The sequence below is a fragment of the Candidatus Equadaptatus faecalis genome, assembly GCA_018065065.1.
GTDB lineage: Bacteria > Synergistota > Synergistia > Synergistales > Synergistaceae > Equadaptatus > Equadaptatus faecalis.
In genome coordinates this window covers 1-23,306 of the sequence record JAGHTZ010000065.1, presented here as the reverse complement: position 1 = coordinate 23,306, position 23,306 = coordinate 1, and the positions used below count along the sequence as shown (strand labels likewise).

General features: G+C 50.6%; 18 protein-coding genes. 10 read left to right on the top strand and 8 right to left on the bottom strand.

Annotation, left to right across the window (positions count from 1 at the left end; all coding sequences use genetic code 11):
• Window positions 1–589: 589 nt before the first annotated feature.
• The gene (gene xth, locus KBS54_05505) at window positions 590–1,390 is read right to left on the bottom strand and encodes an exodeoxyribonuclease III (GenBank protein MBQ0055580.1); all 801 of its coding nucleotides are present in this window, start codon (window positions 1,388–1,390) and stop codon (window positions 590–592) included.
• Between the two features lie 131 nt (window positions 1,391–1,521).
• Here xth and KBS54_05500 point away from each other — a divergent pair, with 131 nt between their 5' ends.
• The 9 genes from KBS54_05500 (at window position 1,522) to KBS54_05460 (ending at window position 13,386) form a co-directional block, all read left to right on the top strand.
• Window positions 1,522–2,652: a beta-aspartyl-peptidase gene (locus tag KBS54_05500; protein MBQ0055579.1), complete on the top strand. Its 1,131-nt coding sequence runs from the start codon at window positions 1,522–1,524 to the stop codon at window positions 2,650–2,652.
• 435 nt (window positions 2,653–3,087) lie between these two features.
• On the top strand, window positions 3,088–4,503 hold the full coding sequence (locus tag KBS54_05495; protein ID MBQ0055578.1) for a YfcC family protein: 1,416 nt from the start codon (window positions 3,088–3,090) through the stop codon (window positions 4,501–4,503).
• A gap of 185 nt (window positions 4,504–4,688) precedes the next feature.
• Window positions 4,689–5,657 (top strand): asparaginase, encoded by a 969-nt coding sequence (locus tag KBS54_05490; GenBank protein ID MBQ0055577.1) that lies wholly within the window; start codon window positions 4,689–4,691, stop codon window positions 5,655–5,657.
• Window positions 5,658–5,834: 177 nt separating this feature from the next.
• The gene (locus KBS54_05485; GenBank protein MBQ0055576.1) at window positions 5,835–7,259 is read left to right on the top strand and encodes a carbon starvation protein A; all 1,425 of its coding nucleotides are present in this window, start codon (window positions 5,835–5,837) and stop codon (window positions 7,257–7,259) included.
• A gap of 192 nt (window positions 7,260–7,451) precedes the next feature.
• Entirely contained in the window at window positions 7,452–7,874 is a 423-nt protein-coding gene (locus KBS54_05480) for a hypothetical protein (protein MBQ0055575.1), read from the top strand.
• A gap of 78 nt (window positions 7,875–7,952) precedes the next feature.
• Window positions 7,953–9,587, top strand: a complete 1,635-nt coding sequence (locus KBS54_05475; protein ID MBQ0055574.1) for a carbon starvation protein A — start codon at window positions 7,953–7,955, stop codon at window positions 9,585–9,587.
• Window positions 9,588–9,742: 155 nt separating this feature from the next.
• A complete protein-coding gene (locus KBS54_05470; GenBank protein ID MBQ0055573.1) occupies window positions 9,743–10,561 on the top strand; it encodes an aquaporin in 819 nt (272 codons plus the stop codon).
• Window positions 10,562–10,782: 221 nt separating this feature from the next.
• The gene (gene nhaC, locus KBS54_05465; GenBank protein MBQ0055572.1) at window positions 10,783–12,189 is read left to right on the top strand and encodes a Na+/H+ antiporter NhaC; all 1,407 of its coding nucleotides are present in this window, start codon (window positions 10,783–10,785) and stop codon (window positions 12,187–12,189) included.
• A gap of 6 nt (window positions 12,190–12,195) precedes the next feature.
• Entirely contained in the window at window positions 12,196–13,386 is a 1,191-nt protein-coding gene (locus KBS54_05460; GenBank protein ID MBQ0055571.1) for a beta-aspartyl-peptidase, read from the top strand.
• A gap of 138 nt (window positions 13,387–13,524) precedes the next feature.
• Here KBS54_05460 and KBS54_05455 read toward each other — a convergent pair whose 3' ends face one another.
• The 7 genes from KBS54_05455 to KBS54_05425 form a co-directional block, all read right to left on the bottom strand.
• Entirely contained in the window at window positions 13,525–14,529 is a 1,005-nt protein-coding gene (locus KBS54_05455) for an electron transfer flavoprotein subunit alpha/FixB family protein (GenBank protein MBQ0055570.1), read from the bottom strand.
• A gap of 13 nt (window positions 14,530–14,542) precedes the next feature.
• The gene (locus KBS54_05450; protein MBQ0055569.1) at window positions 14,543–15,331 is read right to left on the bottom strand and encodes an electron transfer flavoprotein subunit beta/FixA family protein; all 789 of its coding nucleotides are present in this window, start codon (window positions 15,329–15,331) and stop codon (window positions 14,543–14,545) included.
• 14 nt (window positions 15,332–15,345) lie between these two features.
• Window positions 15,346–16,485 (bottom strand): acyl-CoA dehydrogenase, encoded by a 1,140-nt coding sequence (locus KBS54_05445; GenBank protein MBQ0055568.1) that lies wholly within the window; start codon window positions 16,483–16,485, stop codon window positions 15,346–15,348.
• A gap of 30 nt (window positions 16,486–16,515) precedes the next feature.
• Window positions 16,516–17,355, bottom strand: coding sequence for a 3-hydroxybutyryl-CoA dehydrogenase (locus KBS54_05440; protein MBQ0055567.1), 840 nt, complete (start codon window positions 17,353–17,355; stop codon window positions 16,516–16,518).
• Between the two features lie 88 nt (window positions 17,356–17,443).
• The gene (locus KBS54_05435; GenBank protein ID MBQ0055566.1) at window positions 17,444–18,220 is read right to left on the bottom strand and encodes an enoyl-CoA hydratase/isomerase family protein; all 777 of its coding nucleotides are present in this window, start codon (window positions 18,218–18,220) and stop codon (window positions 17,444–17,446) included.
• 47 nt (window positions 18,221–18,267) lie between these two features.
• On the bottom strand, window positions 18,268–19,458 hold the full coding sequence (locus KBS54_05430; protein MBQ0055565.1) for an acetyl-CoA C-acetyltransferase: 1,191 nt from the start codon (window positions 19,456–19,458) through the stop codon (window positions 18,268–18,270).
• A gap of 374 nt (window positions 19,459–19,832) precedes the next feature.
• A complete protein-coding gene (locus KBS54_05425) occupies window positions 19,833–21,056 on the bottom strand; it encodes a hypothetical protein (GenBank protein MBQ0055564.1) in 1,224 nt (407 codons plus the stop codon).
• Between the two features lie 190 nt (window positions 21,057–21,246).
• Here KBS54_05425 and gyrB point away from each other — a divergent pair, with 190 nt between their 5' ends.
• A complete protein-coding gene (gene gyrB / locus KBS54_05420) occupies window positions 21,247–23,181 on the top strand; it encodes a DNA topoisomerase (ATP-hydrolyzing) subunit B (protein MBQ0055563.1) in 1,935 nt (644 codons plus the stop codon).
• Window positions 23,182–23,306: the final 125 nt, after the last annotated feature.

The following is a 23,306-nucleotide window of genomic DNA, read 5'->3' as shown; positions in this document are numbered from 1 at the left end:
GGAGGCAGGGAAAGCAAGAGCCCTGCAAGCTTCGGACAGAAAACGAACGGACGGCGCAAGCAACATCTGCGCCCAGCCCAGTAGGAAGTAATCCGGAGTTTTTGGCGCGAGCCAAAACGCTATACGCTATAGGCTATACGCTATAGGCAAAAAGCAAAAGGCGTACGGCAAAAAATCTTTGTCATACCGTGCTTGACACGGTATCCAGCGTCTTTGAAAGTACCTTAAAAACGAAAAGACTCTGGATTCCGACTTTCGTCGGAATGACAGATAAAAAAAAAGGCTCTTAAAGATTTTAAGGCTTATAGCTTTTTGCTTGCAGCTTTTAGCTTGTAGCTTATAGCTATGTTTATTGTACCCAAAAGCAATTTTGGGGAAATTAAAAACGGCTTAGGAGAAATTTTCCAAGCCGTTTTTTGTTAGTATCCGTACAGAACACGTGTAACAGATTTAGGAGGTCTTGTAATTGTAATTGCCTTTTTGGGTAATTGTCTCTTTTTGTAATTGGTTCTTATCGTAATTGCTTCTTTGGGTAATTGGTTTTTATCGTAATTGCTTCTTGGTTTCCGCGCCGTTTAATTGTGTACAATTAAAACTTAAATTCGGCAACAACAGCTGTGTGGTCGGACGGTTTTTCTTCCGCGCGGAGCCTGCGCTCTACAATGACCTGCGTACTGCTTTCCGCAACGCTTTTTGTGGCAAGCAGATGGTCTATTCTCCACCCTATGTTGCGTTCAAGCGAGTTTTTAACCCTGTAATCCCAAAAGGTAAATTCGCCTTCGCCCGGGCGGTGCAGTCTGAAGACGTCTGTCAGTCCCCAGTCCATTACGTCAGAAAGAGCGTCGCGCACTGACTGCGCAAAGCATACGTGCTGTTCCTTTCCTTTCGGGTTGGCAATATCGGCGGCTGTTCTTGCCACGTTCAGGTCGCCGACCCAAAGCAGTTTGTCCTGCGGCGTGTAGTTTGCTTCAAACATTTTTTTTATGCGTTTGAAGAAACGGAGTTTGTAGGGATAGTCAGGGTGCGTTATTTCTTTGCCCTGCGGCACGTAGCTGTTCACGAGGTTAAAATCGCCGAAGCGCGCGCACACTACCCTTGCGTTTTCGGATTCTTCCCTGCCTTCTTCCGGCTCGTCCCCAAGCCCGAAACTGATTTCGTCCGGCTGAGTCCGCGAAATAACGGCAACCCCGTTGTAGGATTTCATTCCCCTGAAATTGCATACGTAGCCGAGCGCTTCAAATTCCGCGGCGGGAAATTCTTCGTCCCTGCATTTCGTTTCCTGAAAGCACACTATATCCGGCGCCGTTTCTTCCGCCAGCCATTTCTGAAGCACCGGCATACGGCTGCGCACCGAGTTGACGTTAAAGGTTGCGATTCTGACTGTCTGCATTTTTCTCCTCCGTTCAAAACGTTTGATTGTTAAAAATTTCCGCAAAGTATTATAATAGCAATACCGTTTTTTAGGAACGGCATTAAAATTTTGCCGATGCAGGGGCGCGGCAGAAGACTGGAGATGGTAAAATGCTTTTGAAGCTCATAAAAAATGTTCAAATTCACCGTGACGGACAGTGGAAAAAAAGCGACGTTCTGATTGCCGGCAAAAGAATTGAAGCTGTCGAAGATTCAATAACTTTGGCGTATCCGGGACTTGAAACTTTTGACGGAGGCGGTAATTTTGCGATACCCGGGTATATCGACCAGCACGTTCACGTCACGGGCGGGGGCGGCGAAGGAAGCTTCATCACGCAGGTTCCGCCGCTTAAGTTCAGCGACCCCGTGTATGCAGGCGTCACAAGTATTGTGGGCGTTCTGGGAACGGACGGCACGACCCGCAGCGTGAGAAATCTCGTCGCAAAAACAAAGGCGCTTAACGAATACGGGCTTACCGCGTTCTGCCTCACAGGGAATTACAATTATCCCAGCCCGACGCTTACAGGCTCCGTGCTTGACGATATAGTGTTTGTGGACGTTATAATCGGCGTAAAAATAGCAATCTGCGACCACAGAAGCGCGAACATGACAAAGGAATCGCTTATAAAGCTGGCTTCCGACGCCCGCGTGGCGGGACTTTTGGCAGGAAAGCCCGGAATAGTTCATCTGCATACCGGCAGCGGCAAATCAAAGCTCGATATGCTGTTTGAGATAGTTGACGAAACGGATATTCCGGTAACGACTTTCCGCCCGACTCATCTTGCGCCGAAATATGAGGACGCAATGCGCTGGGCGCAGCGCGGCGGCTTTATAGATTTCACCTGCGATCCGAACGACATTGAAGGCAGGGCAAAACAGACCGCGCAGGCGCTCAGGGAAGCACCGGAAGGTAAGCTTTCTCTCAGCACGGACAGCAACGGAAGCATGCCGGTATGGAACGACAGGAAAGAGATGATCGGCATAGACGCGGGAAAAATCAGCTCGCTTCACGAAACGGTTAAAGCCATGACAAAATACGTGCCGTTTGAAGAAGCAATTATTCCTTCAACAAGGAACGTTGCCCAAGCGCTTAATCTTTATCCGAAGAAGGGCTGCCTTGCAGCGGGAAGCGATGCCGACATACAGCTTCTGGATAGCGGACTGGAACTGAAAACGCTTTTCGCAAACGGCAGCTGCATGCTCCTTGACGGAGAGCTTAAGGCAAAGGCGTATTTTGAATAGCAGAAACGTTTCATATCGGTCATACTGATTGCTGATTGCATTTAAGGCGGCTTTTGGCGCGTTTAAGGCGGCTTTTTGGCGCGGTTGTTGCGCCGCCGCCGAAACGGTGCTATAATCACCTGACCAGTTAAATATTGCGATTAAAGGATAGAGGAGCAGCTGTCAAGAGTACGAACGGTGCAAAAGGTGCCGCAAAACCGTTGCCGTCCGGGAAGGGGCCGCTGCCGAAGGCGGAAATTTGCGAAATCCGCCCGGGCATACGGATAAGATCCGTGTGACTGCCGCTTTTGCGGAGAGCTATGGATTAATTGATTTTGCGCTGTGCGCAGAATTTGAAATCAACGGCCGATGCAGAAGCACCGGCCGTTTTTATCAGCGCTTGCGCTTAAGGCTTACTGCTTAAAGCTTGCAATTAATTTTAAGGGGGAGTAACAAATGGCAGAACAGGCAAAAAGGAAATTTGAATTTCCTAACACCTGGATCATTATAGCGGTTATGATCGCTGTAACCGCTCTGCTCAGCTGGATCGTTCCGTCGGGCAGCTACGAGTATCAGAAGATTGACGTCAACGGCAAAATGCGCAGCGTGGCTATTGACGGCACTTTCAAGTTTATCGCGAAAACGGCGGAAGGCGTTAAGACAACCGGATTTCTCGCGACGTTCGGCGCGCTGTACCGCGGGTGCGTTGACGCAGCCGGAATTTTCTTCGTTATGGTTTTCTGCTCCGGCACCTTCGGAGTAATGGTCAAGACCGGCGCTTTCCACGCAGGCATCGGCTCTGTCCTCAAAAAATTCGGCAGCAAATCACTCTGGATAGTTCCTATTCTTATGGTTCTTTTCGGAATAGGCGGTTCAGCGTTCGGTATGCTTTCCGAATTCTACGGCTTCTATCCGCTCATCGTCGGTCTCGGGATTGCGCTCGGCTACGACGCGATGTTCGGTTTCGCCATACTCGCGCTCGGCGAATACATTGGATTTATGGCAGCAACGCTCAACCCGTACACGGTTGCAATCGCTCAGTCGATTTCCGGTCTGCCTCTCTATTCGGCAACGCCGTTCCGCATTGTCTGCTTCGTAGTTTTCATGGCGGCCTCTGCGGCGTATCTCATCTGGTACGGCATCAAATACCGTAAGGATCCGACAATTTCTCCTGTCTACGGTCTTGAATCGCCTCACGCGTTCACAAGCGACGCGCTTGACGAATACAAATTCGACGGCAGAACGGCGCTTGTCCTTATCGACCTCGTCGTAACGCTCTTCATTCTTATGTACGGGCTTATGGAAAAGGGCTGGGATTATCCGGAACTCTGCGGGCTGTTCACTATTATGTCAATCGTTGCCGCGGCAATTATGGGCTGGAGCCCGAACAAATACTGCGACGTGTTCACCGCCAGCGCCAAGACGATACTCTGGGGAGCAATGCTTACCGGTCTGGCAAAAGGCATTATGGTCGTTATGCAGGACGCAAAAATTATCGACACAATAATCTATGCGCTCACAAACCTGCTCAGAGGCGCGCCTCACTGGGTGTCCGCACAGCTGATGCTCTTCGTTCAGACGCTTATCAACTTCCCCGTCTCCTCCGGTTCTGGACAGGCGGCAGTTACAATGCCGATTATGGCGCCGCTTGCCGACAACCTCGGTCTTTCACGCCAGGTGGCGTGCATTGCGTTCCAGTTCGGCGACGGTCTCAGCAACCTTCTCTGGCCGACGGGCGGCTGCGTCATTATCTGCGGTATCGCAGGTATTCCCTACGAAAAATGGCTCAAATGGTTTATTCCTCTCTGCGGAATACTCTACGTTCTTCAGATGATTATGCTGCAGATTGCGGTTATTATCGGGCTTGAATAAGTCTAATGTATGCTGAAAGAACCTCCTTTCGGGGGTTCTTTTTTATTCGGTTTTCTGCGTAATAGTAATAAATGAATTTGTTGCTATAATGTAACCGCATTCCGCCGCGGCATGAAACTTTTTGAGACGGCGGCACCTGTCTGTCAGCGCAGACATAATTTACGTAAATCAGGTGGGATTGTACCGTGAAAAGAATACTTATGATTTCAACAGGCGGCACGATAGCTTCGGAACAGAGTGAAAACGGGCTTGTACCGGCTGTTGGCGGTGCCTCCATGATACGGCTTATTCCGGAGCTTGAAGGAATGTGCAATATTGAATACCGCGAACTGCTCAGTCTCGACAGCAGCAATATACAGCCGCGCCACTGGACTGAAATCGCGGACACAGTAGTTGAAGAGTACGAAAACTATGACGGTTTCGTAATTTCCCACGGCACAGACACTATGGCATACACGGCTTCCGCCCTCTGCTGGATGCTTGAGGGAATCCGCAAGCCTGTTGCGGTTACGGGTGCGCAGCTTCCGATTGAAGCCCCAATGACTGACGGAAAACGCAATCTGTTTAACGCTTTCAGGCTCGCCTCCGGCAGCCGCGCGGGCGTGTATCTTGTTTTCGGCGGCAGCGTTATAGACGGAAGCCGCGCAAAAAAGCTTTACACGCAGAATTTTGAGGCTTTTGTAAGCGTCAACACGCCTTGTGCGGCTTTAATAACGCGCGACGGGTTTCAATGGGCGGCGCCGGAGAAAAATCTGCCCGCGTTTAATCCCAGAACAGCGGCAGACGAAAAGGTTTTCGTTTATAAGCTTGTCCCAGGCGCAAGTGAAAAGGTGCTGGATTTTGCCGTTCAGGCAGGTTACAGGGCAATCGTGATAGAGGGCTTTGGAGCCGGCGGAGTCCCGAACAGGGAAAAAAGTCTGCTTCCGGCGCTTGAAAGAGCGCTCAAGGCGGGCGTTATAGTCGTCTGCATTACCCAGTGTATCTACGACGGGACTCATCTTGACATCTACGACACAGGCGTTCTCGCGCAGAAGCTCGGAGCGCTTTCGGCGGACTGCATGACACTTGAAGCCGTTGTCACGAAGCTTATGTGGGCGCTGGGCAATACCGAAACAAACGAAGAAGCGAAAGAATTGTTCCTGAAAACAAATTAATCTCGGAAATTTTAAGAGCGGCGGGAAACAAAAATTTCACTGCACGACAAAGAAAAACTGCTTCAAAAATCGGGAAATTTGTGAAATTTTGGATTTTTTCCTATTGCTATTTAAAATATACCGTTTATAATTACGGGCAGTGCAATCAGCACACATTTTTTTCAGGGAGGCAACACAATGGTCAGTTTTCTCGTTTCATTGGCTGTTCTGCTTGGCGGATTCTTCTTCTACAGCAGAATAATTGAAAAGGTGTTCGGTGCAGACGACCGCAAAACGCCGGCTGTTCTCCACCCGGACGGAGTTGACTTTGTTGAGATGCCCGCGTGGAGACTTTTCCTCGTACAGCTCCTCAACATTGCAGGTCTTGGACCCATCTTCGGCGCTCTCGCAGGCGTCTGCTGGGGTCCTAAGGTTTATCTTTGGATAGTCCTCGGCACAATTTTTGCCGGCGCAGTTCATGACTACCTTTCAGGAATGCTTTCTTCAAGAAACGACGGCGCTTCAATTTCAGAAGTCGTCGGAAAGTATCTTGGTACGGGAATGCTCCAGATTATGCGTGTATTTTCCGTTGTACTTCTTGTTCTTGTCGGTGTCAACTTTGCAAAAGCCCCTGCGGGACTTCTTGCAAAAATTACGCCTGACGCGTTCGGTCCCGGATTCTGGCTCGCGGTAATCATTGCTTACTACTTCATCGCAACGTTCCTTCCGGTTGACAAAATCATCGGAAAGCTTTATCCGCTTTTCGGCGCATGCCTCATTATAATGGCTGCCGGTCTTATGTTTGTCATGTTCACAAACGGCGACTACAGAGCTGCAATGCCTGAACTTTGGGGCTGCTATGAGCATCCGGGCGGACTGCCTATGTGGTCAATGATGTTCGTGTCGGTTGCCTGCGGCGCAATTTCAGGCTTCCACGCAACACAGTCACCAATTATTGCCCGCTGCATTTCCAACGAAAAACAGGGCAGAACGATATTCTACGGCGCAATGGTTGCCGAAGGTATCATCGCGCTTATTTGGGCAGCGGCAGGAGCCAGCTTCTACAAAGAACTTCCTGTTCTTGCAGGCGCTCTTAAAGCAGGCGGACCCGGCGGTGTCGTGTACGAAATCTGCAGCAAAATGATGGGCTCATTCGGCGGTGTTCTCGCCATGCTCGGCGTTATCGCATGCCCGATTACCTCAGGCGACACAGCGTTCCGTTCAGCAAGACTTACGATTGCCGACTGGTTCAAAATCAACCAGGCTGATCTTATGAAGAGACTTTACCTCTCCGTACCTCTTCTTGCCATCGGCGCTGCTCTCTGCCACTGGGGCGATTTCAACATGCTCTGGAGATATTTCTCATGGTCAAACCAGACCCTCGCTATGATGGTTCTCTGGGCAGGCGCGGTATATCTCCATCGTGAAGGATTCCCGCCGACAGCCTGCTTCATGGCAGCAATTCCGGCAACCTTCATGAGCGCTGTTTCAGCAACCTATTTCTTCCAGGCTCCTGAATGCCTCCACATGTCAACATCCGTCGCTTATCCGGCGGGTCTTGTCATCGCGGCTCTCTTCCTCGGTATCTTCGCAGGCAGGGAACTTAACGGCAAAAAAGCCTAACACAAAAGCGGCTTCAAGCGGCAGAGCAGACGCTCTGCCGCTTTTTATATCTCCGTACTAACTAAAAATACGAAAATTTTTACAATATTTATAAAAAAATATTGTAAAATTTCAGATTTCTGATATAAAATATCTTACTATTGTGCATTTTCTCACAAGCGCGTGGGAGATGCCGGCGGAGGCGTTGCGAAGGTGGATTTCTCACGGCTTGCAGAGGCTGAAAGAATTTGGTCGGATTTGGATTTTATACCGTGGGAAAACGCTTCCGCAAGCGGCTTTTACCGCAGGGTAACGATAGTCAAGGACGGTCTGCTCGGAGAAGTCGCACGTTATCTCGCTGACGATTACGTCGTTTTGAAGTACGAGCCTGATGACGTAAACCGTCTCGAACACGCGGCAAAGCCTGAACATGAGCTGATGACCCAGCGGTGGCTGTTTGTTCAGGACGAGGGCAGAAATATATCGCGCCGGCGTACTTTCTGGTTCGGACTCAGGGGCGGGGCGGAGTTCTATACCTACACTCCCGGCACCGAAGCAGCAGAAGAAATTAACGACCTTGCATACATCGTCAACGCGGCTGACGGCAGCAAAGCAAGAGAAGAAAATTTTTCTTAAGTATAAACAGCGGATGTTCCCGGGCTATTCAAACAGCCCGGATAAACATACAAAATCCTTTTGGAGGTGTATCACACAATGTTCGCAGTAATATTTGTAATCTGCGCGGCAGTACTCCTCGTCGGATACAAGTTCTACGGTGATTTCATGGCTGGTGTCTATGAACTTGACAACAGCAAAGACACACCGGCAGTTCGTCTTAACGACAACATAGACTATGTTCCGACGCACCCGGCTGTCCTTATGGGACACCACTTCTCATCAATTGCAGGCGCCGGCCCGATCACCGGACCAATCCTTGCATCAAGCGTCTTCGGCTGGTTCCCGACGCTTGTCTGGTGCATGGTCGGTTCAGTCTTCTTCGGCGGACCGCATGACATGGGCGCACTCGTAGCCTCAATCCGCCACGACGGAAACTCAGTCGGTACGGTTGTTGAAAAATGGATCGGCAGAACGGGCAAAACGCTCTTCCTCTGGTTCACGATTCTTACGCTTATCCTCGTCGTCGCAGTTTTCCAGGCAATGACGGCAGGCACGTTTGTTGCCGACCCGGGCGTTGCGTTTGTAAGTATTCTTTACATCGTACTTGCAGTTATTTCCGGACTCTGCATCTATCAGTTCAAGCTCAACTTTAAGGCAGTAACGCTCGTAGCTCTTGCGATCGTTGCTTTCTGCGCGTGGAACTGCGGAGACTGGGCTTTTGTCAATGCGGTTTTTGCGCGTGACATCAAATTCTGGAACTGGGCGCTTGCTCTCTACATTCTCTTTGCATCAACACTTCCGGTCTGGATTCTTCTCCAGCCGCGCGACTACCTCTCAAGCTTCTTCCTCTATTTTGCGGTTATCATCGGCGCAATCGGTATGATCTTCGGATCAAGCCTCAACACCGGTACAGTTCCCGCCTTTGCAGCTGAAGTCAAATATCTCGGCGTTTCAAGCAAAGCACTTTGGCCGTGCCTCTTCACGATGGTTGCCTGCGGCGCAATTTCAGGCTTCCACTCACTCGTTTCATCAGGCACGACGGGCAAACAGATCGCACATGAAAAAGACGCGGTTCCCATCGGTTACGGCGCAATGCTTCTCGAAGGCATGGTCGCAGTTATCGCTACAGGCTGCCTTATGGCTGCCGGTGCCGAATTCAAAGGAATGGGAGCATTCGCAACCGGCTTCGGTAAATTTGCCGGAATCGTCGGAATTGACCCTGCAAAAGGCACACGTCTCGGCTACATCGCAATCAACACATTCCTTCTTACGTCACTTGACACGGCAACAAGACTTTGCCGCTACCAGATTCAGGAGCTCAGCGACGGTAAGATGAACAAATGGTTCGCGACGTTTATTCCTATCGTATTTGCACTCGTTCTCGTTTTCATGAAAGCAACAAACGCAGCAGGCATGGAAGTTGCGGTATGGCAGGTTATCTGGCCGGTATTCGGCGCCTCCAACCAGCTCGTTGCTGCAATCGCGCTTCTCTCAATTGCGGCATGGGTTATCCGCGGACTCAAAAAACGCGGCCGCTTCCTCACGATACCGTTCTGGTTCATGCTTGCGACCTCGGTATTCGCTCTTGTCATTAACATTTACGAAGAATGCTGCGTAAAACCGGCGCCGAACTACGTTCTCGTAGTGCTCTCGGCAGTCCTTATCGTCCTCGCGTTCTTCCTTGTTAAAGAAGGAATGCAGGCGATCAACAGCGACAAAAACGTAGATTAATCAACCAGGCAGCAAAGACGGGGTCCGTTCGGACCCCGTCTTTTTTTGGCTCATAACTCCGCCAAAATAGGTATTTTATGCAATTGCAAAATATGAAAATTGCGGTATTATATTCCCCGTTGGCGAAATTACATCAGACAAAGGAGACGTACAACATGAAATTTTGCAAAACCTGCGCAAGAAAATTTGCGGCAGAACTGTTCGGAACTTTCGTCCTCACTTTCTTCGGCTGCTCGGCAGCTGTAATCAGCAACGGGCTCGGACTCGGAATGCTCGGCGTAGCTTTGGCGTTCGGACTTTCAATCGTAGCCATGGCATACGTCATCGGCGACGTTTCCGGCTGCCACATCAACCCTGCGGTAACGCTCGGCTGCTTCCTCACCAAAAGAATTGAACTGAAACAGCTCATCGGCTACTGGATCGCCCAGTTCCTCGGAGGCATTCTTGCCGCCGGACTGCTCGCTTTTATCCTCTCAAACCTTGGCGTACTTCAGATGCAGGGCGCGGATTTCCACCGTATCGGACTCGGCGCAAATGGCTACGGCATGCTTTCCGCAACACAGATTACCGTTCTCGGCGCATTTGTGATTGAAACGCTTCTCACCGCTGTTTTCGTCTACACGGTGCTCGGCGTTACCGATTATACAGAATATGACACTGTTGCCGGTATCGTTATCGGTCTGACGCTTGCCTTTGTGCACATCGTCGGAATCCCTTTCACCGGCACTTCAGTCAACCCCGCACGCAGCTTCGGACCCGCTCTTCTTCTCGGCGGCGAAGCCCTGAAACAGGTTTGGCTCTTTATCGCCGCACCGCTTTGCGGAGCCGTTATAGCCGCTGTAATCTACAGACTTGTCAACGGTCTTGAAGACGAATGCGAATGCGGCTGCTGCGATGCTGAAGAGATTTCACAGGAAGAACTTGACGAAATAATCAAAGAAGCTGAAGCCGCGGTTGAAACGACAGAAGAATAAGCTTTAATATCGTCACACCGCTCTTTGCAATCGGTTCTGCCCGCAGCAGAACCGATTTTTATTTTCTTCGTCAGCCGCAGTTTGTTTGTATCACGGATATCAGACGTATAGCCCAAAAATTCAGAAAATTGCATTGATTTTGAGAATTATTGATATTTTTGCCCTGTTATGCATTATAATATCCTCAATGTATCATCTATTCTAATTAAGGGGGCAGCATCATGTCAGAAGCAAAGAAACATCGTGAAGTAACACTTGCTTCGTCCGTGGCAATTTTCGTTGCGATACTTGCCATAATTATCCTCGGCAAACTCGTCTTCAATTTTGACACGGCAATTCTTCTCATGCTCATAGGCGTTTTCACAACCGCAGTCTATTGTTTCGGCTACGGTTTCGGCTGGGGCGAAATGTTTGACGGAGGCATCGTGCCTATGGTCGCACGCGCTTCCGGAGCAATCATGATCCTTCTCACAGTCGGACCTATGATCGCAGTCTGGATGGCGTCAGGAACAATTCCTTACATCATCTACATCGGTCTTAAGCTCCTCACACCGAAAACATTCCTTATCGCAACGTTCATCGTAACGTGCATCTCGTCAACGCTTACGGGCACCTCCTGGGGTTCGGCGGCAACGTTCGGCGTAGCATTCATGGGAATCGCTGTAGGTCTCGGAGTTTCTCCGGCAGTCACAGCCGGTGCCGTTATCGCCGGTTCATATTTCGGCGACAAACTCAGCCCGATTTCAGACACAACGGTTCTCGCAGCCGCAACGGCTGAAGTTGACGTTATCGATCACGTCCGCTCAATGCTTTGGACAACAACACCGGCATTTATCATCAGTATAATCCTTTACGGACTTATCGGTGCAAAAGCAAGCGGAACAATGGAGATGGGACAGGTCAACGAAATCGTCAACGCTCTCTGCGCGACCTTCAAATTCTCGCCGCTCGTTCTTTTCCCGCCGCTTCTTCTTCTCGTCCTTGCCTACAGGGGCAAACCGACGCTTCCGACGCTTTGGGCAGCACTGCTTTCAGCAGTTCCGTTTGCAATGTGGCAGGGCAATTCACTGTCAGACGTCATGAAAATTATGGCAAAAGGTCCGAGCATTGCGACAGGCGTGGAAAGCATAGACAAACTTCTCTGCCGCGGCGGACTTTCCTTCATGGCAGGTTCAATCGCAGTCGTCTTCTTTGCGTATCTCTTCGCCGGACAGCTTGAATACACAGGCACGTTCCGCTGCATCAGCGAAGCGCTCAAAGAAAAATTCATCAAAGGCAGCAAGGGCAAACTCGTTCTTTCAATGTCGCTTACCGGTATATTCACCGGACTCGGCACAGGCAACTCCTACCTCAGCGAAATCGTCCCGGGTACAATGTACAAAGATCTCTGCGACGACATGAACGTTTCAAGAAGAGTTCTTTCAAGAACGCTTGAAGACTCAGGCACGGTCGTTGTTCCTCTTATCCCGTGGTCAGCCGCAGGTATCTACATGTCAACGGTTCTCGGCGTATCAGTATTCGAATACGTACCCTGGGCATTCCTCTGCTACATCGGCTTTATCACGGCATGGATCTACGGCTTCACCGGCATAGCAATCTGGCCGTCTGACACAAAGAAAGAAGCGTAATCCGATATTATGGGTCTCCTGTTAATAAAAGGCGGTACGGTTGCCGCACCGCAGTTAATAGGCAAAAAAGACATACTTGCCGCGGAAAACAACATCCTCGCCATTGAAGATGAAATTTCCGAGGCTTATGTCCGCGCGCTTGACCCTGAAGCGGAAATTATCAACGCAGATTCGTGCCTGGTAGTTCCCGGGCTTGTTGACGGACATATTCATTTCAACGGTGCAGGCGGAGAAAACGGGCCTCAGTTCCGTACGCCGCCGGTACAGTTCAGCAGCTTTGTAAAAGCGGGAATAACGACGGCGGTAGCGCCTCTAGGAACTGACGGCATCTGCCGCTCGCTCAGGGAGCTGCTTGCAAAGAGCCGTTCGCTCGACAGCGAAGGCATCACCACCTTCATTTTCACAGGCGCCTACTCTCTGCCCAGCGTAACTATTACCGACAATATGCAGACAGACATTGTCCTGATAGACAAAATTATCGGTACAAAAATCGCTCTTGCAGACCACCGTTCCTCGCACCCGTCGGTTGAAGAACTCAGAAGAATAATCTCCAACACACGCGTAGCCGGAATAATCGCCGGAAAGGCAGGTGTGGTGGAAATTCACATGGGTTCGGAAAAAGACGGGCTGAAATTTATCTGCGAAGCCGTTGAAGGAACCGACGTACCGAGAACGCAGGTTATACCTACACATATTAACCGCTGTGAAGAGCTGTTCGCGTCATCGCTTAAATACTGTGCGGAAGGCGGCATAGCCGACATGACCACAGGAATGGGAAGCGAAGCTGTTCCTGTTACGGAATCCGTTGACAGAATACTCGCCGCAGGCGGAGACAAACTGCTTGCGCAGTACTCGCTCAGCACGGACGGAAACGGCAGTATGCCCGTGTTCAACGAAGCGGGAGATTTTGTAAGAATGGGCGTAGGCGACCCGTCGCTGCTCATCTCCTCGCTGCGTGACATCATCACGCAGACAAAAGCAGATCTGACACAGGCGCTCTCGCTCGTTACGGCAAACCCTGCCAAACGTCTCAAGCTGTTCCGCAAAGGGAAAATCGAAAAAAATACCGACGCGGATATCCTTGTTCTTTCACAGGACAACTACTCGCTGCAGTACGTGATTGCAAAGGGCAAGCCTCTTATGAAAGCAGGAAAAGTCGTAAAATTCGGGACGTTCGAAAATCCCGAAAACTGCTAAAACTGACAGAGCCTCTTAACTGGGGCTCTGTTTTTTATTTCCGCAGACAAAAACTAAAAACAATGCCGGCAGAGAATTTACCTCTGCCGGCTGTAAATTACAAGCTGAATAACAATTCAGCCTGTTTTATGTTTTCGTTTATGCTTTGAGCGCTTTAAGCTTTTCAGTAAGCGCAGGCACTATTTTGCTAAGGTCCCCGACTATTCCGTAATCGGCAACGTCAAATATCGGCGCCGTTTCGTCTTTGTTGATTGCAATTATAATGTCGGATTCTTCCATACCAGCAAGGTGCTGTATGGCGCCGGATATGCCTATTGCAAAGTAGACGTGAGGGCGTACTGTTTTTCCCGTCTGACCGACCTGCATGTCTTTTTCCGTCCAGCCCGCGTCAACTGCCGCACGCGAACAGGCAACGGTTCCGCCAAGCACGTCTGCAAGCTCCTCAAGCAGTTTGAAGTTTTCCTTGCTTCCAACACCGCGTCCGCCTGAGACAAGGATTTTTGCGTCCATTATATCCTTCGCTTCTGACACGTTTTTGATTATTTCAAGTATTTCAACAAATTTGTCGTTTTTCTCAAGCTTCGGATCAAATTTTTCAACGACCGCTTTCGCATTCGCGACAGACTCTCTTTTCTGCATAACGCCCGGGCGAACAGTTGACATTGCCGGTCTGTGTTCGGGGCAGACGATTGTTGCCATAATGTTGCCGCCGAAGGCAGGACGCGTCATGCGGAACTGTTTCGTTTCAGGGTCTATTTCAAGCTTCGTGCAGTCTGCCGTAAGTCCAGTTTTCACGCGGGCGGAGATGCGCGGTGCAAGGTCTCTTCCGATTGCGGTTGCGCCGAACATGAGAATTTCAGGTTTGTACGCGTTGATTGCCGCCGTTACCGCCTGCGCGTACGGCTCCGTCGTATAGTCTTTCAGCGCAGGGTCGTCAATAAGAACAACTCTGTCTGCGCCGTATGCCGCAAGCTCGTCGCAGAGACCTTCAACGTTGCTGCCGAGAAGCAGCGCCGTCACGTCCGCGTCAAGATCCGCCGCAAGTTCTTTTGCTTTGCCAATCAGTTCGAAAGAAACGCTGTTGAGCTGTCCGTCAACCTGCTGTGCAAATACGAATATGCCTTTATAATCCTGTAAACTCATCTGTCTCACCCCGTTATATTACAAATTTCTCTTTGAGTTTTTCGACGATGTAGTCTGCGGCTTCCGCCGGATCGTCAGGCTGGACTTTGACGCCCGCAGGTTTGAGGCTTTTCGGGAAAGATTTTGCGACGCGTGTCGGCGAGCCTTTAAGCCCGAGAGCTTCTTCAGGAAGCTCGGAGAGATCTGCCCTGCCCCAGACGATTACTTCTTTTTCGCGGTATGCGTCAAATATTCCGCCCGGAGTCATGTAGCGCGGTGTGTTCATCTCGCCGAGAGCCGTAACGAGGCACGGCATTTTTGCCTTAACCATGTGGTGTCTGTCTTCGTACTGGCGTTTGACAATGACGCAGTTGCCTTCAACTTCTATGCTTTCCGCATAGGAGATGTTGGGTATACCGAGATGTTCCGAGATCTGGGGACCTACCTGCGCAGTATCTCCGTCTATTGCCTGGCGGCCGGTGATTACAAGGTCAAAATCAAGTTTTTTGACAGCTGCCGCTATGGTTGTTGAGGTGGCAAGAGTATCTGCACCGCCAAATTCGCGTCCAGAAACGAGATATGCGTTGTCGGCACCCATCGCAAGCGCTTCGCGAAGCACTGCGTCTGCCTGCATTGGACCCATTGAAAGTACGGTTACTTCCGCGCCGTATTTGTCTTTGAGTTGGAGAGCCGCTTCAAGTCCCGCCTTGTCGTCAGGATTGAGTATGCTCGGCACTCCTTCGCGAATCAAAGTTCCTGTTACAGGGTCGAGTTTGACTTCGTTAGTGTTCGGTACCTGTTTTATGCAAACAACGATTTTCATTCCCAGCCCCTCCTTTAGTGCAGCAGAGCGCCGGATATGACCATGCGCTGCACTTCGCTCGTGCCTTCGTAGATTTCAGTGATTTTTGCATCACGCATCATTCTTTCAACGTCGTATTCCCTGATGTAGCCGTATCCGCCGAGAAGCTGAACGGCTTCGGTGGTAACCGCCATTGCCGTTTCCGCCGCGAAAAGTTTTGCCATTGCGGCTTCCACGGAGAATTTTTTCTGGCTGTCCTTTGCCATTGCAGCTTTGTAGACGACAAGCCTTGCCGCTTCAACGCGCGTTGCCATATCCGCAAGCTTGAACTGCGTATTCTGGAATTTTGCAAGAGCCCTGCCGAACTGCTTGCGTTCCTTGACGTAGGCAACGGCACAGTCAAGCGCACCCGCTGCTATGCCGAGAGCCTGCGCGGCAATTCCTATGCGGCCGCCGTCAAGTGTCTGCATGGCGATTGAAAAACCCTTGCCCTGCGCTCCGAGAAGGTTCTCTTTCGGGATACGGCAGTCAGTGAATACAAGCTCGTAGGTCGATGAGCCGCGTATGCCCATCTTCTTTTCCTTTGTGCCAAAGGTAAAGCCCGGAGTTCCCTTTTCAACGATAAACGCGGAAATGCCTTTCGTGCCGAGCGCTTTGTCGGTCATGGCAAACACGATGTAGATGTCGGCTTCTTTTCCGTTTGTAATGAATATTTTGCTGCCGTTAAGCACCCATTCGTCACCGTCAAGAGCCGCTTTAGTCTGCTGTCCGGCGGCATCAGTGCCTGCGTTAGGCTCCGTAAGGGCAAAAGCACCGAGCTTTTTGCCGCTTGCAAGCGGAACAAGATATTTCTGCTTCTGCTCTTCGCTGCCGAACTTAAGTACAGGGCCGCAGCAGAGTGAGGTGTGAGCTGAAAGTATAACGCCTGTCGTTGCGCATACCTTTGATATCTCTTCGATTGCCATTACGTATGCAAGGCTGTCGCAGCCCTGTCCCCCGTACTGCTTGGGGATGTCAATACCGAGAAAGCCGTACTTCTGCATCTTTGTTACGGTTTCGCGCGGAAATACTTCAGTTTCGTCAACCTCCTGCGCGAAAGGCTTGACTTCGTTCTGCGCAAAATCGCGGAACAGAGTGCGCGCCATTTCATGCTCTCTGGAAAGCTTAAAATCCATCGTCATTGCCTCCGATTATGCCGTAACAGGCTATTTTGCGTAATTGAAGAAGCCCTGTCCAGTTTTCATGCCGAGGCGTCCGCCGCGTACCATTTTGCGGAGAAGCGGATGCGGGCGGTATTTTGAATCGCCGAATTCGCTGTAAAGCACTTCCATAATTGCAAGGCAGACGTCAAGCCCTACAAGGTCGCCGAGCGCAAGAGGCCCCATTGGGTGATTGGCACCGAGCTTCATTGCCGCGTCAATGTCTTCCGCCGAGGCAACACCGTCGGCAAGAATACCGACTGCTTCGTTAATCATCGGTATAAGTATGCGGTTAACGACAAAGCCTGCCGCTTCTGCAACCTGCACCGGTGTTTTGCCTATTTCCGCTGCTATGTCTTTAATTTTCTGCACCATGTCTTCCGGCGTGTTGAGACCTGCGATAACTTCAACGAGTTTCATTACCGGCGCCGGATTAAAGAAATGCATTCCTATAAGCGGACGGTCAAGACCCTTGCCGAGCTCGGTGATTGAAAGCGACGACGTGTTTGTCGCAAACATGCAGTCAGCTTTGCAAATCGCCTGAAGTTCTTTGAAGGTTTCTTTTTTTATTTCCATATTTTCAACGGCGGCTTCGATTACAAGATCGCAGTCCCCGCAGATTTCTTTTGTTCCGGTCGCGATTTTCGCAAGAACGGCGTCCGCCGCAGCCTGCTCTATTCTGCCTTTTGCAACCTGTTTTGCAAGACCTTTTTCAATTTTTGCTTTGCCCTTTGCGGCAAATTCGTCATTTATGTCACAGAGGCATACTTCATAGCCTTCCGTCTGTGCAAATGCCTGTGCAATGCCTGAGCCCATTGTTCCTGCGCCGATAATTCCTATTTTCATCTTTGTTCCTCCTATTGTTTTTTGTCCGTGTATATTTCTGACCGATAAAGCAGCGAGGCTGTCAGGAAAAAACCTGACAGCCGTTAAATTATTTGTTGTTGAATTTTTCCACCTTTTTCTTGGCAAGGAAGGATTCCATTCCAAGACGCTGGTCTTCGGTTTCAAAGCAGCTGCCGAAAATGTTTCCTTCAATACGGAGACTGGAGTCAATGTCAACCTGCAGACCGTAGTTTATCGCTTCCTTGCACGCACGCACCGCTATCGGAGCATTGGCTGCGATTTTTCCGGCAAGCTTAAGCGCTTCCGGCATAAGCTGGTCAAGGGGATATACGGCGTTGACCAAACCGAGCCTGTATGCTTCGTCGGCTTTTATCGGCTTTGCCGTGTAAATCATTTCTTTTGCCTTGCCTATCCCGATTGTTCGCGCAAGTCTCTGTGTGCCTCCGAAACCCGGGGTGATGCCGAGGGTAACTTCAGGCTGTCCGAACACGGCGTTTTCCGAGCAGATACGAATGTCGCAGCTCATTGCAAGCTCGCAGCCTCCGCCGAGAGCATAGCCGTTGACCGCGGCTATGACCGGGACGGGGAACAGTTCAAGCTTGCGGAAAACTCTGAGCCCCTTGTGTCCGAAATGTTTGCCTTCTTCTCTCGTAAGGTGGCACATTTCAGCAATGTCCGCACCGGCAACAAACGATTTTTCGCCTGCTCCGGTAAGGATAACGACGCGAACTTCCTTCAAATCAATTGCGTTGATAGTCGCGTCAAGCTCCGTTAGAACTTCCGAGTTCAGCGCGTTCAGCGCCTCCGGACGGTTGATTGTTATAATTCCAATTGCGTCCTGTACTTCGTATTTTATAAACTGCATTTGTCTACCTCTTGATAATTCTGTACTGCCGCGAATTTCTGTTCAGTCTATCCTTCGTATGCTTTGACCGCCATCGCGCAGCCCTGTCCGCCGCCTATGCAGAGCGTGGCAAGACCAGTTTTGGCGCCCGTGCGTTTCATGCCGTGAATAAGCGTTACAAGGATACGTGCGCCTGAAGCACCGACAGGGTGTCCGAGCGCGATAGCGCCGCCGCTGACGTTCAGCTTCGCTTTGTCAAAGCCGAGTTCCTTGCCGACTGCAACTGACTGCGCGGCAAAAGCTTCGTTGGCTTCTATCATATCGAAATCGTCTATTTTAAGACCTGTTTTTGCCATGAGCTTCTTCGTTGCGTTCACGGGGCCTATACCCATAATGCGGGGCTCGCAGCCTGCAAGAGCGCCGTTGATCCATTCTGCCTGAATTACCGCGCCAAGTTCTTTGGCTTTTTCCTCAGTCATGACAACGACTGCCGCTGCCCCGTCGTTAATGCCTGACGAGTTGCCCGCCGTAACGATTCCGCCGTCTTTTTTGAACGCCGGTTTGAGTTTTGCAAGGGCTTCCATTGTCATGCCTGCACGCGGGCCTTCGTCCGTGTCAAACAAAATCGTCTCTTTTTTCTTCTTGATTTCAACGGGAACAATCTCTTCCTTGAAAAATCCCGCTTTGATTGCCGCTTCGCATTTCTGCTGGCTGACAAGCGAAAATTCGTCAAGCTCTTCTCTCGTAAGTCCCCACTGCTCGCAGATGTTTTCCGCGGTGAGACCCATGTGAATGTTTTCAAAAGCGTCCGTAAGGGCATCTTTAATCATCGTATCGTACATTGTGGCATGTCCCATGCGGTATCCGTAGCGGCCTTTTTCAAGGGCATACGGCGCCATTGACATATTCTCGGCACCGCCGGCGACAACCACGTCCGCATCGCCGTCGCGAACCATGCGTGCTGCCATATTGATACTCTCAAGCCCTGAGCCGCACACGACGTTGACGGTTACAGCCGAAGCCTCTACGGGGATACCCGCGTTGACCGATATCTGACGCGCAACGTTCTGTCCGAGAGCTGCCTGAATAACACAGCCCATGTAAACATGCTCGACTGCCTCTGCAGGTACGTTTGCTCTCTTAAGAGCCTCCTTGACCACGATTGTTCCGAGCTGAACCGCCGGTGTTGAGGAAAGCGCTCCTCCCATAGTTCCGATTGCCGTGCGGCAAGCTCCTGCCAGTACTACTTTTCTTGCCATTGTGAACTCCCCCCTGTAAATTTCATTGCTTGCACAATCACAAACTGATACTAACCGCGCCGAAGCGCCTGCGACCGTACAAACACCTGACGACGCACAGCAAACCGCCGTACAGCCTCAGTTGTTTTATACATTGTGAAAAATTTAACAAACATTATAGCGGCAATTTAGCAAAAAGGCAAGAGTTAAATGAAAGATTTTCAAAGTCAAAGAAGATTTTTTTCAAAGTTCATTGTTTTCACGGCTGCTCGCTTCGCTTGCGCTATATTCTACAGGCTATGAGCTTTTAACCTTTAAGACTCTTGGCTTATTGCCTATTCTTCACTTTGCATTTCGCATTTAGCTCTTACTGCTTATCGCTTACTGCTTATTGCTTATTCTTCGGGTCTGTACAAATTCATTGACCTGCGGCTGCGCGTTGAGAAATAAACCTCAACTTCGTTCGCAATTCGCCTTGCCGCCCCGTAATCAAACTGCATTCTGCCGTAGCCTTCGGATATTTCCCGAAGCTTTTCCGGCGAAGACAGCAGTTCGTCCGCAAGGTTTGCAACCGTGTACGGCGTCATCATTCGCCTGTGTTCGGGAACTATCCTCTCTCCCGCTGTCCTGTTGGTCAGCGAAACAAATTCGGCGCGTTTGTTTGCATACAGCACAAGCTTTTTCTTGAGCGTGCGGAAACCAGGCCATTTAAACGGAATAAGCCCCGCTATTCCGTCAAGAGGTATCTCCTCCGCGCAGTTCAGGGGAGCAACCATAAGCAGCGGCGTACCCAAAGCCGCAGTCTGCAGATTGTTCGTTCCCGGGAAAGCTATTGCAAGGTCGGAAGCCTTTATCGCCGCGAAACCGCTGCTGCGCACGACTTTTATATTTTTTCCGCCGCCGCAGGGAATTTCCTCAACTTTTTTTTCGCCTTCCCACGCAACACCGTTTTCTCTGAGCCCTGCCTGAAGCACTGCTTCGTCAACCGTAGGGGCAAGCACGAGATACGCGCCAAGATTTTCGTAGCGGCTGACAAGCTCCTGTGCTGCCCGCGCAAAATATGCCGCACCCATTCTGTATTCAAAAGGACGGCTTCCGGGAAGAAACGCCGCGGCATGGTCGTCAATTCCCAGTCCCATCAGTTCCCTTGCCTGCTGCTTGTCGCGGAAAACAGGAATACTGTCCAACACGAGATTGCCAACGTATTTGAAAGCCCAGTTTTTAACCTTGGAATTTCGGAAACGCTCTACCGTCTCTTCGTCCGGCAAAAGGTATTTTGTAACGTAACCGGCAAATTTCGGGCGCTTTGTGTAAATCATCCAGCCGCATTTCATCTTGCGCGAAAGCAGTCTGCCGAACATAGGATCCCCGCCCAACTGAAGAATAAGATTTTTCCCGTTCTCCGGCGGATTTTTGCTGAGTTCTTTGTATTTGACGGCGGCGGAAACACCGGACAGGGTTGCCCCGTAGGCAGCCTCCGCCCCGCTCGCGTAGGGACACGGCAGCACCGCAAGAATAATTTCAAGCGGCAGCCGTCTGAGCGCAAGCGCCTCCAGCACAGGCTTCACCCAGCCTGCGACCTCCCCCGGCGAATTGGTTAATACGATCAGTCTCCGCATACAGACACCGTTCCTTTGCGCGTCTATTATAATATTTTTGCCATAAATTTGCATCTGATGTATAATAATTGCACCGAATGACAGAATTGCAGCTTTGCCCGTGAAGCGGACAAGGTGTGTATTTGTTCGTATAAAAGGCAACGGAGGAAAGTTTATGGCTGACGATTTCACAACCAAGCTTACGGAAAATATGGATCTGCCGGGCAGAGTCGGAGAGGACGACAAAGCAGCCGACTACACGGCAAAGGATATTCAGGTTCTCGAAGGACTTGAAGCCGTCCGCAAACGCCCCGGAATGTATATAGGCGACCAGAGCGAACGCGGGCTTCACCATCTTGTCTATGAGGTTGTTGACAACTCAATAGACGAATCTCTCGCCGGCTTCTGCGACACTATAAAGGTAACCATCAACAAAGACGGTTCCGTAACCGTTGTTGACAACGGACGAGGCATACCCACGGAAATGCACCCCACAGGCAGACCGACGCCTGAAGTCGTTCTCACGGTTCTCCATGCCGGAGGCAAATTTGACAAATCGGCGTATCAGGTTTCAGGCGGTTTGCACGGTGTCGGTGTTTCCGTCGTCAACGCGCTTTCCGAATGGCTTGAACTCACAATCTGGCGCGACGGAAAAGAACACCGCCAGCGCTACGAACGCGGCAAGCCTGTCACGGGACTTGAAATAACAGGCGAAACAACGCTTCGCGGAACCCGCGTGCAGTTCTTCCCTGACGCCGAAATTTTCACAACCGTGCATTTTGACGCAGGCACCTTGAAAAACAGGCTCCGCGAGCTTGCATTCCTCAACTCGCATGTCACGATTATATTTGAAGACCTGCGCCCCGAAGACAAGCCCGACGTCCAGGAATATCACTACCCGGGCGGCATCACGTCGTTTGTGAAATATCTTAACAAAGGCAAGGGAACTCTGTTCAGTGAACCGATAGTCATAAGCGGCGAAAAAGACGGAACAGCCGTTGATGTTGCAATTCAGTACAACGACAGCTATCAGGAAAGACTGCACGGCTACGTCAACCTTATAAACACAATCGAAGGCGGCACTCACATCGCCGGCTTCAGAAGCGCCGTAACCCGCGCCGTGAACGACGAAGCGCGCAGACAGAAGCTGCTCAAAGACAAAGACCAGAACCTCACGGGAGACGACCTTAAGGAAGGACTTACGGCGGTTATATCCGTCAAGGTAATGGAGCCGCAGTTTGAAGGACAGACAAAAACCAAACTCGGCAACGGCGAAGTCAAAGGCATAGTTGATTCTATAGTTTCCGAAGGCATAAAGGAAGCTCTTGAAAACAGTCCTGAAATTGTCAGACCGATTATAGAAAGCGCGCTGCGCGCAAGACAGGCGCGCGAAGCAGCGAAAAAAGCCAAAGAACTTGTCCGCCGCAAAACGGCAATGACAAGTCTTACGCTTCCAGGCAAGCTTGCCGACTGCTCCAACAGAAATCCCGCAGACTGCGAGCTTTACATCGTTGAAGGAGACTCCGCAGGCGGCTCCGCAAAACAGGGAAGAAACCGCGAATTTCAGGCGATACTTCCGCTGCGCGGCAAAATCCTCAACGTTGAAAAAGCGCGTCTGGACAAAATACTCGGCAGCGACACGATCAAAAACATCGTGCTTGCTCTCGGCTGCGGCGTAGGCGACGATTACAACGAAGAAAGGCTCCGCTACCACAAAATATTCATCATGGCTGATGCCGACGTTGACGGAGCTCACATACGCACGCTGCTTCTGACGCTCTTCTTCCGCTACATGCCGAAAATTATCGAAGACGGCTATCTCTACTGCGCACAGCCGCCCCTCTTCAGGGTAGCCTGCGGCAAGGAAATCGTCTACTGCTACACGGAAAAAGAAATGAAAGAAGCCTGCGCAAAATTTGAAGGCAGAAAAGCTGACGTACAGCGCTACAAAGGTCTCGGCGAAATGAACGCGGAACAGCTTTGGGACACGACAATGAACCCCGAAAACCGCCTCATCAGCCGCGTTGAAATATCCGACGCCGTTGCGGCTGACGAACTGTTCAGCATACTCATGGGCGACCAGGTGGAACCGAGAAGAAAATTCATAGAAGAACACGCGAAAGAGGTCAGCAACCTCGATATATAAATCTGCTGCTGACGGAAGCTGACAAAGAACAAAAAAATACTTGCCAGCAGAAAAATTTCGGGTATAATACTTCTGTCACGGAGAGCTGTCCGAGTGGTCTATGGTGATTGACTTGAAATCAATTG

What these genes read in the sequence shown, in the direction of transcription:
- KBS54_05450 (MBQ0055569.1), bottom strand. Translation starts at nt 15,331, where the DNA reads ATGAAAATCGTTGTTTGCATAAAACAGGTACCGAACACTAACGAAGTC.
- gyrB (MBQ0055563.1), top strand. Translation starts at nt 21,247, where the DNA reads ATGGATCTGCCGGGCAGAGTCGGAGAGGACGACAAAGCAGCCGACTAC.
- KBS54_05485 (MBQ0055576.1), top strand. Translation starts at nt 5,835, where the DNA reads ATGGTCAGTTTTCTCGTTTCATTGGCTGTTCTGCTTGGCGGATTCTTC.
- nhaC (MBQ0055572.1), top strand. Translation starts at nt 10,783, where the DNA reads ATGTCAGAAGCAAAGAAACATCGTGAAGTAACACTTGCTTCGTCCGTG.
- xth (MBQ0055580.1), bottom strand. Translation starts at nt 1,390, where the DNA reads ATGCAGACAGTCAGAATCGCAACCTTTAACGTCAACTCGGTGCGCAGC.
- KBS54_05495 (MBQ0055578.1), top strand. Translation starts at nt 3,088, where the DNA reads ATGGCAGAACAGGCAAAAAGGAAATTTGAATTTCCTAACACCTGGATC.
- KBS54_05500 (MBQ0055579.1), top strand. Translation starts at nt 1,522, where the DNA reads ATGCTTTTGAAGCTCATAAAAAATGTTCAAATTCACCGTGACGGACAG.
- KBS54_05425 (MBQ0055564.1), bottom strand. Translation starts at nt 21,056, where the DNA reads ATGCGGAGACTGATCGTATTAACCAATTCGCCGGGGGAGGTCGCAGGC.
- KBS54_05455 (MBQ0055570.1), bottom strand. Translation starts at nt 14,529, where the DNA reads ATGAGTTTACAGGATTATAAAGGCATATTCGTATTTGCACAGCAGGTT.
- KBS54_05430 (MBQ0055565.1), bottom strand. Translation starts at nt 19,458, where the DNA reads ATGGCAAGAAAAGTAGTACTGGCAGGAGCTTGCCGCACGGCAATCGGA.
- KBS54_05470 (MBQ0055573.1), top strand. Translation starts at nt 9,743, where the DNA reads ATGAAATTTTGCAAAACCTGCGCAAGAAAATTTGCGGCAGAACTGTTC.
- KBS54_05445 (MBQ0055568.1), bottom strand. Translation starts at nt 16,485, where the DNA reads ATGGATTTTAAGCTTTCCAGAGAGCATGAAATGGCGCGCACTCTGTTC.
- KBS54_05440 (MBQ0055567.1), bottom strand. Translation starts at nt 17,355, where the DNA reads ATGAAAATAGGAATTATCGGCGCAGGAACAATGGGCTCAGGCATTGCA.
- KBS54_05475 (MBQ0055574.1), top strand. Translation starts at nt 7,953, where the DNA reads ATGTTCGCAGTAATATTTGTAATCTGCGCGGCAGTACTCCTCGTCGGA.
- KBS54_05435 (MBQ0055566.1), bottom strand. Translation starts at nt 18,220, where the DNA reads ATGCAGTTTATAAAATACGAAGTACAGGACGCAATTGGAATTATAACA.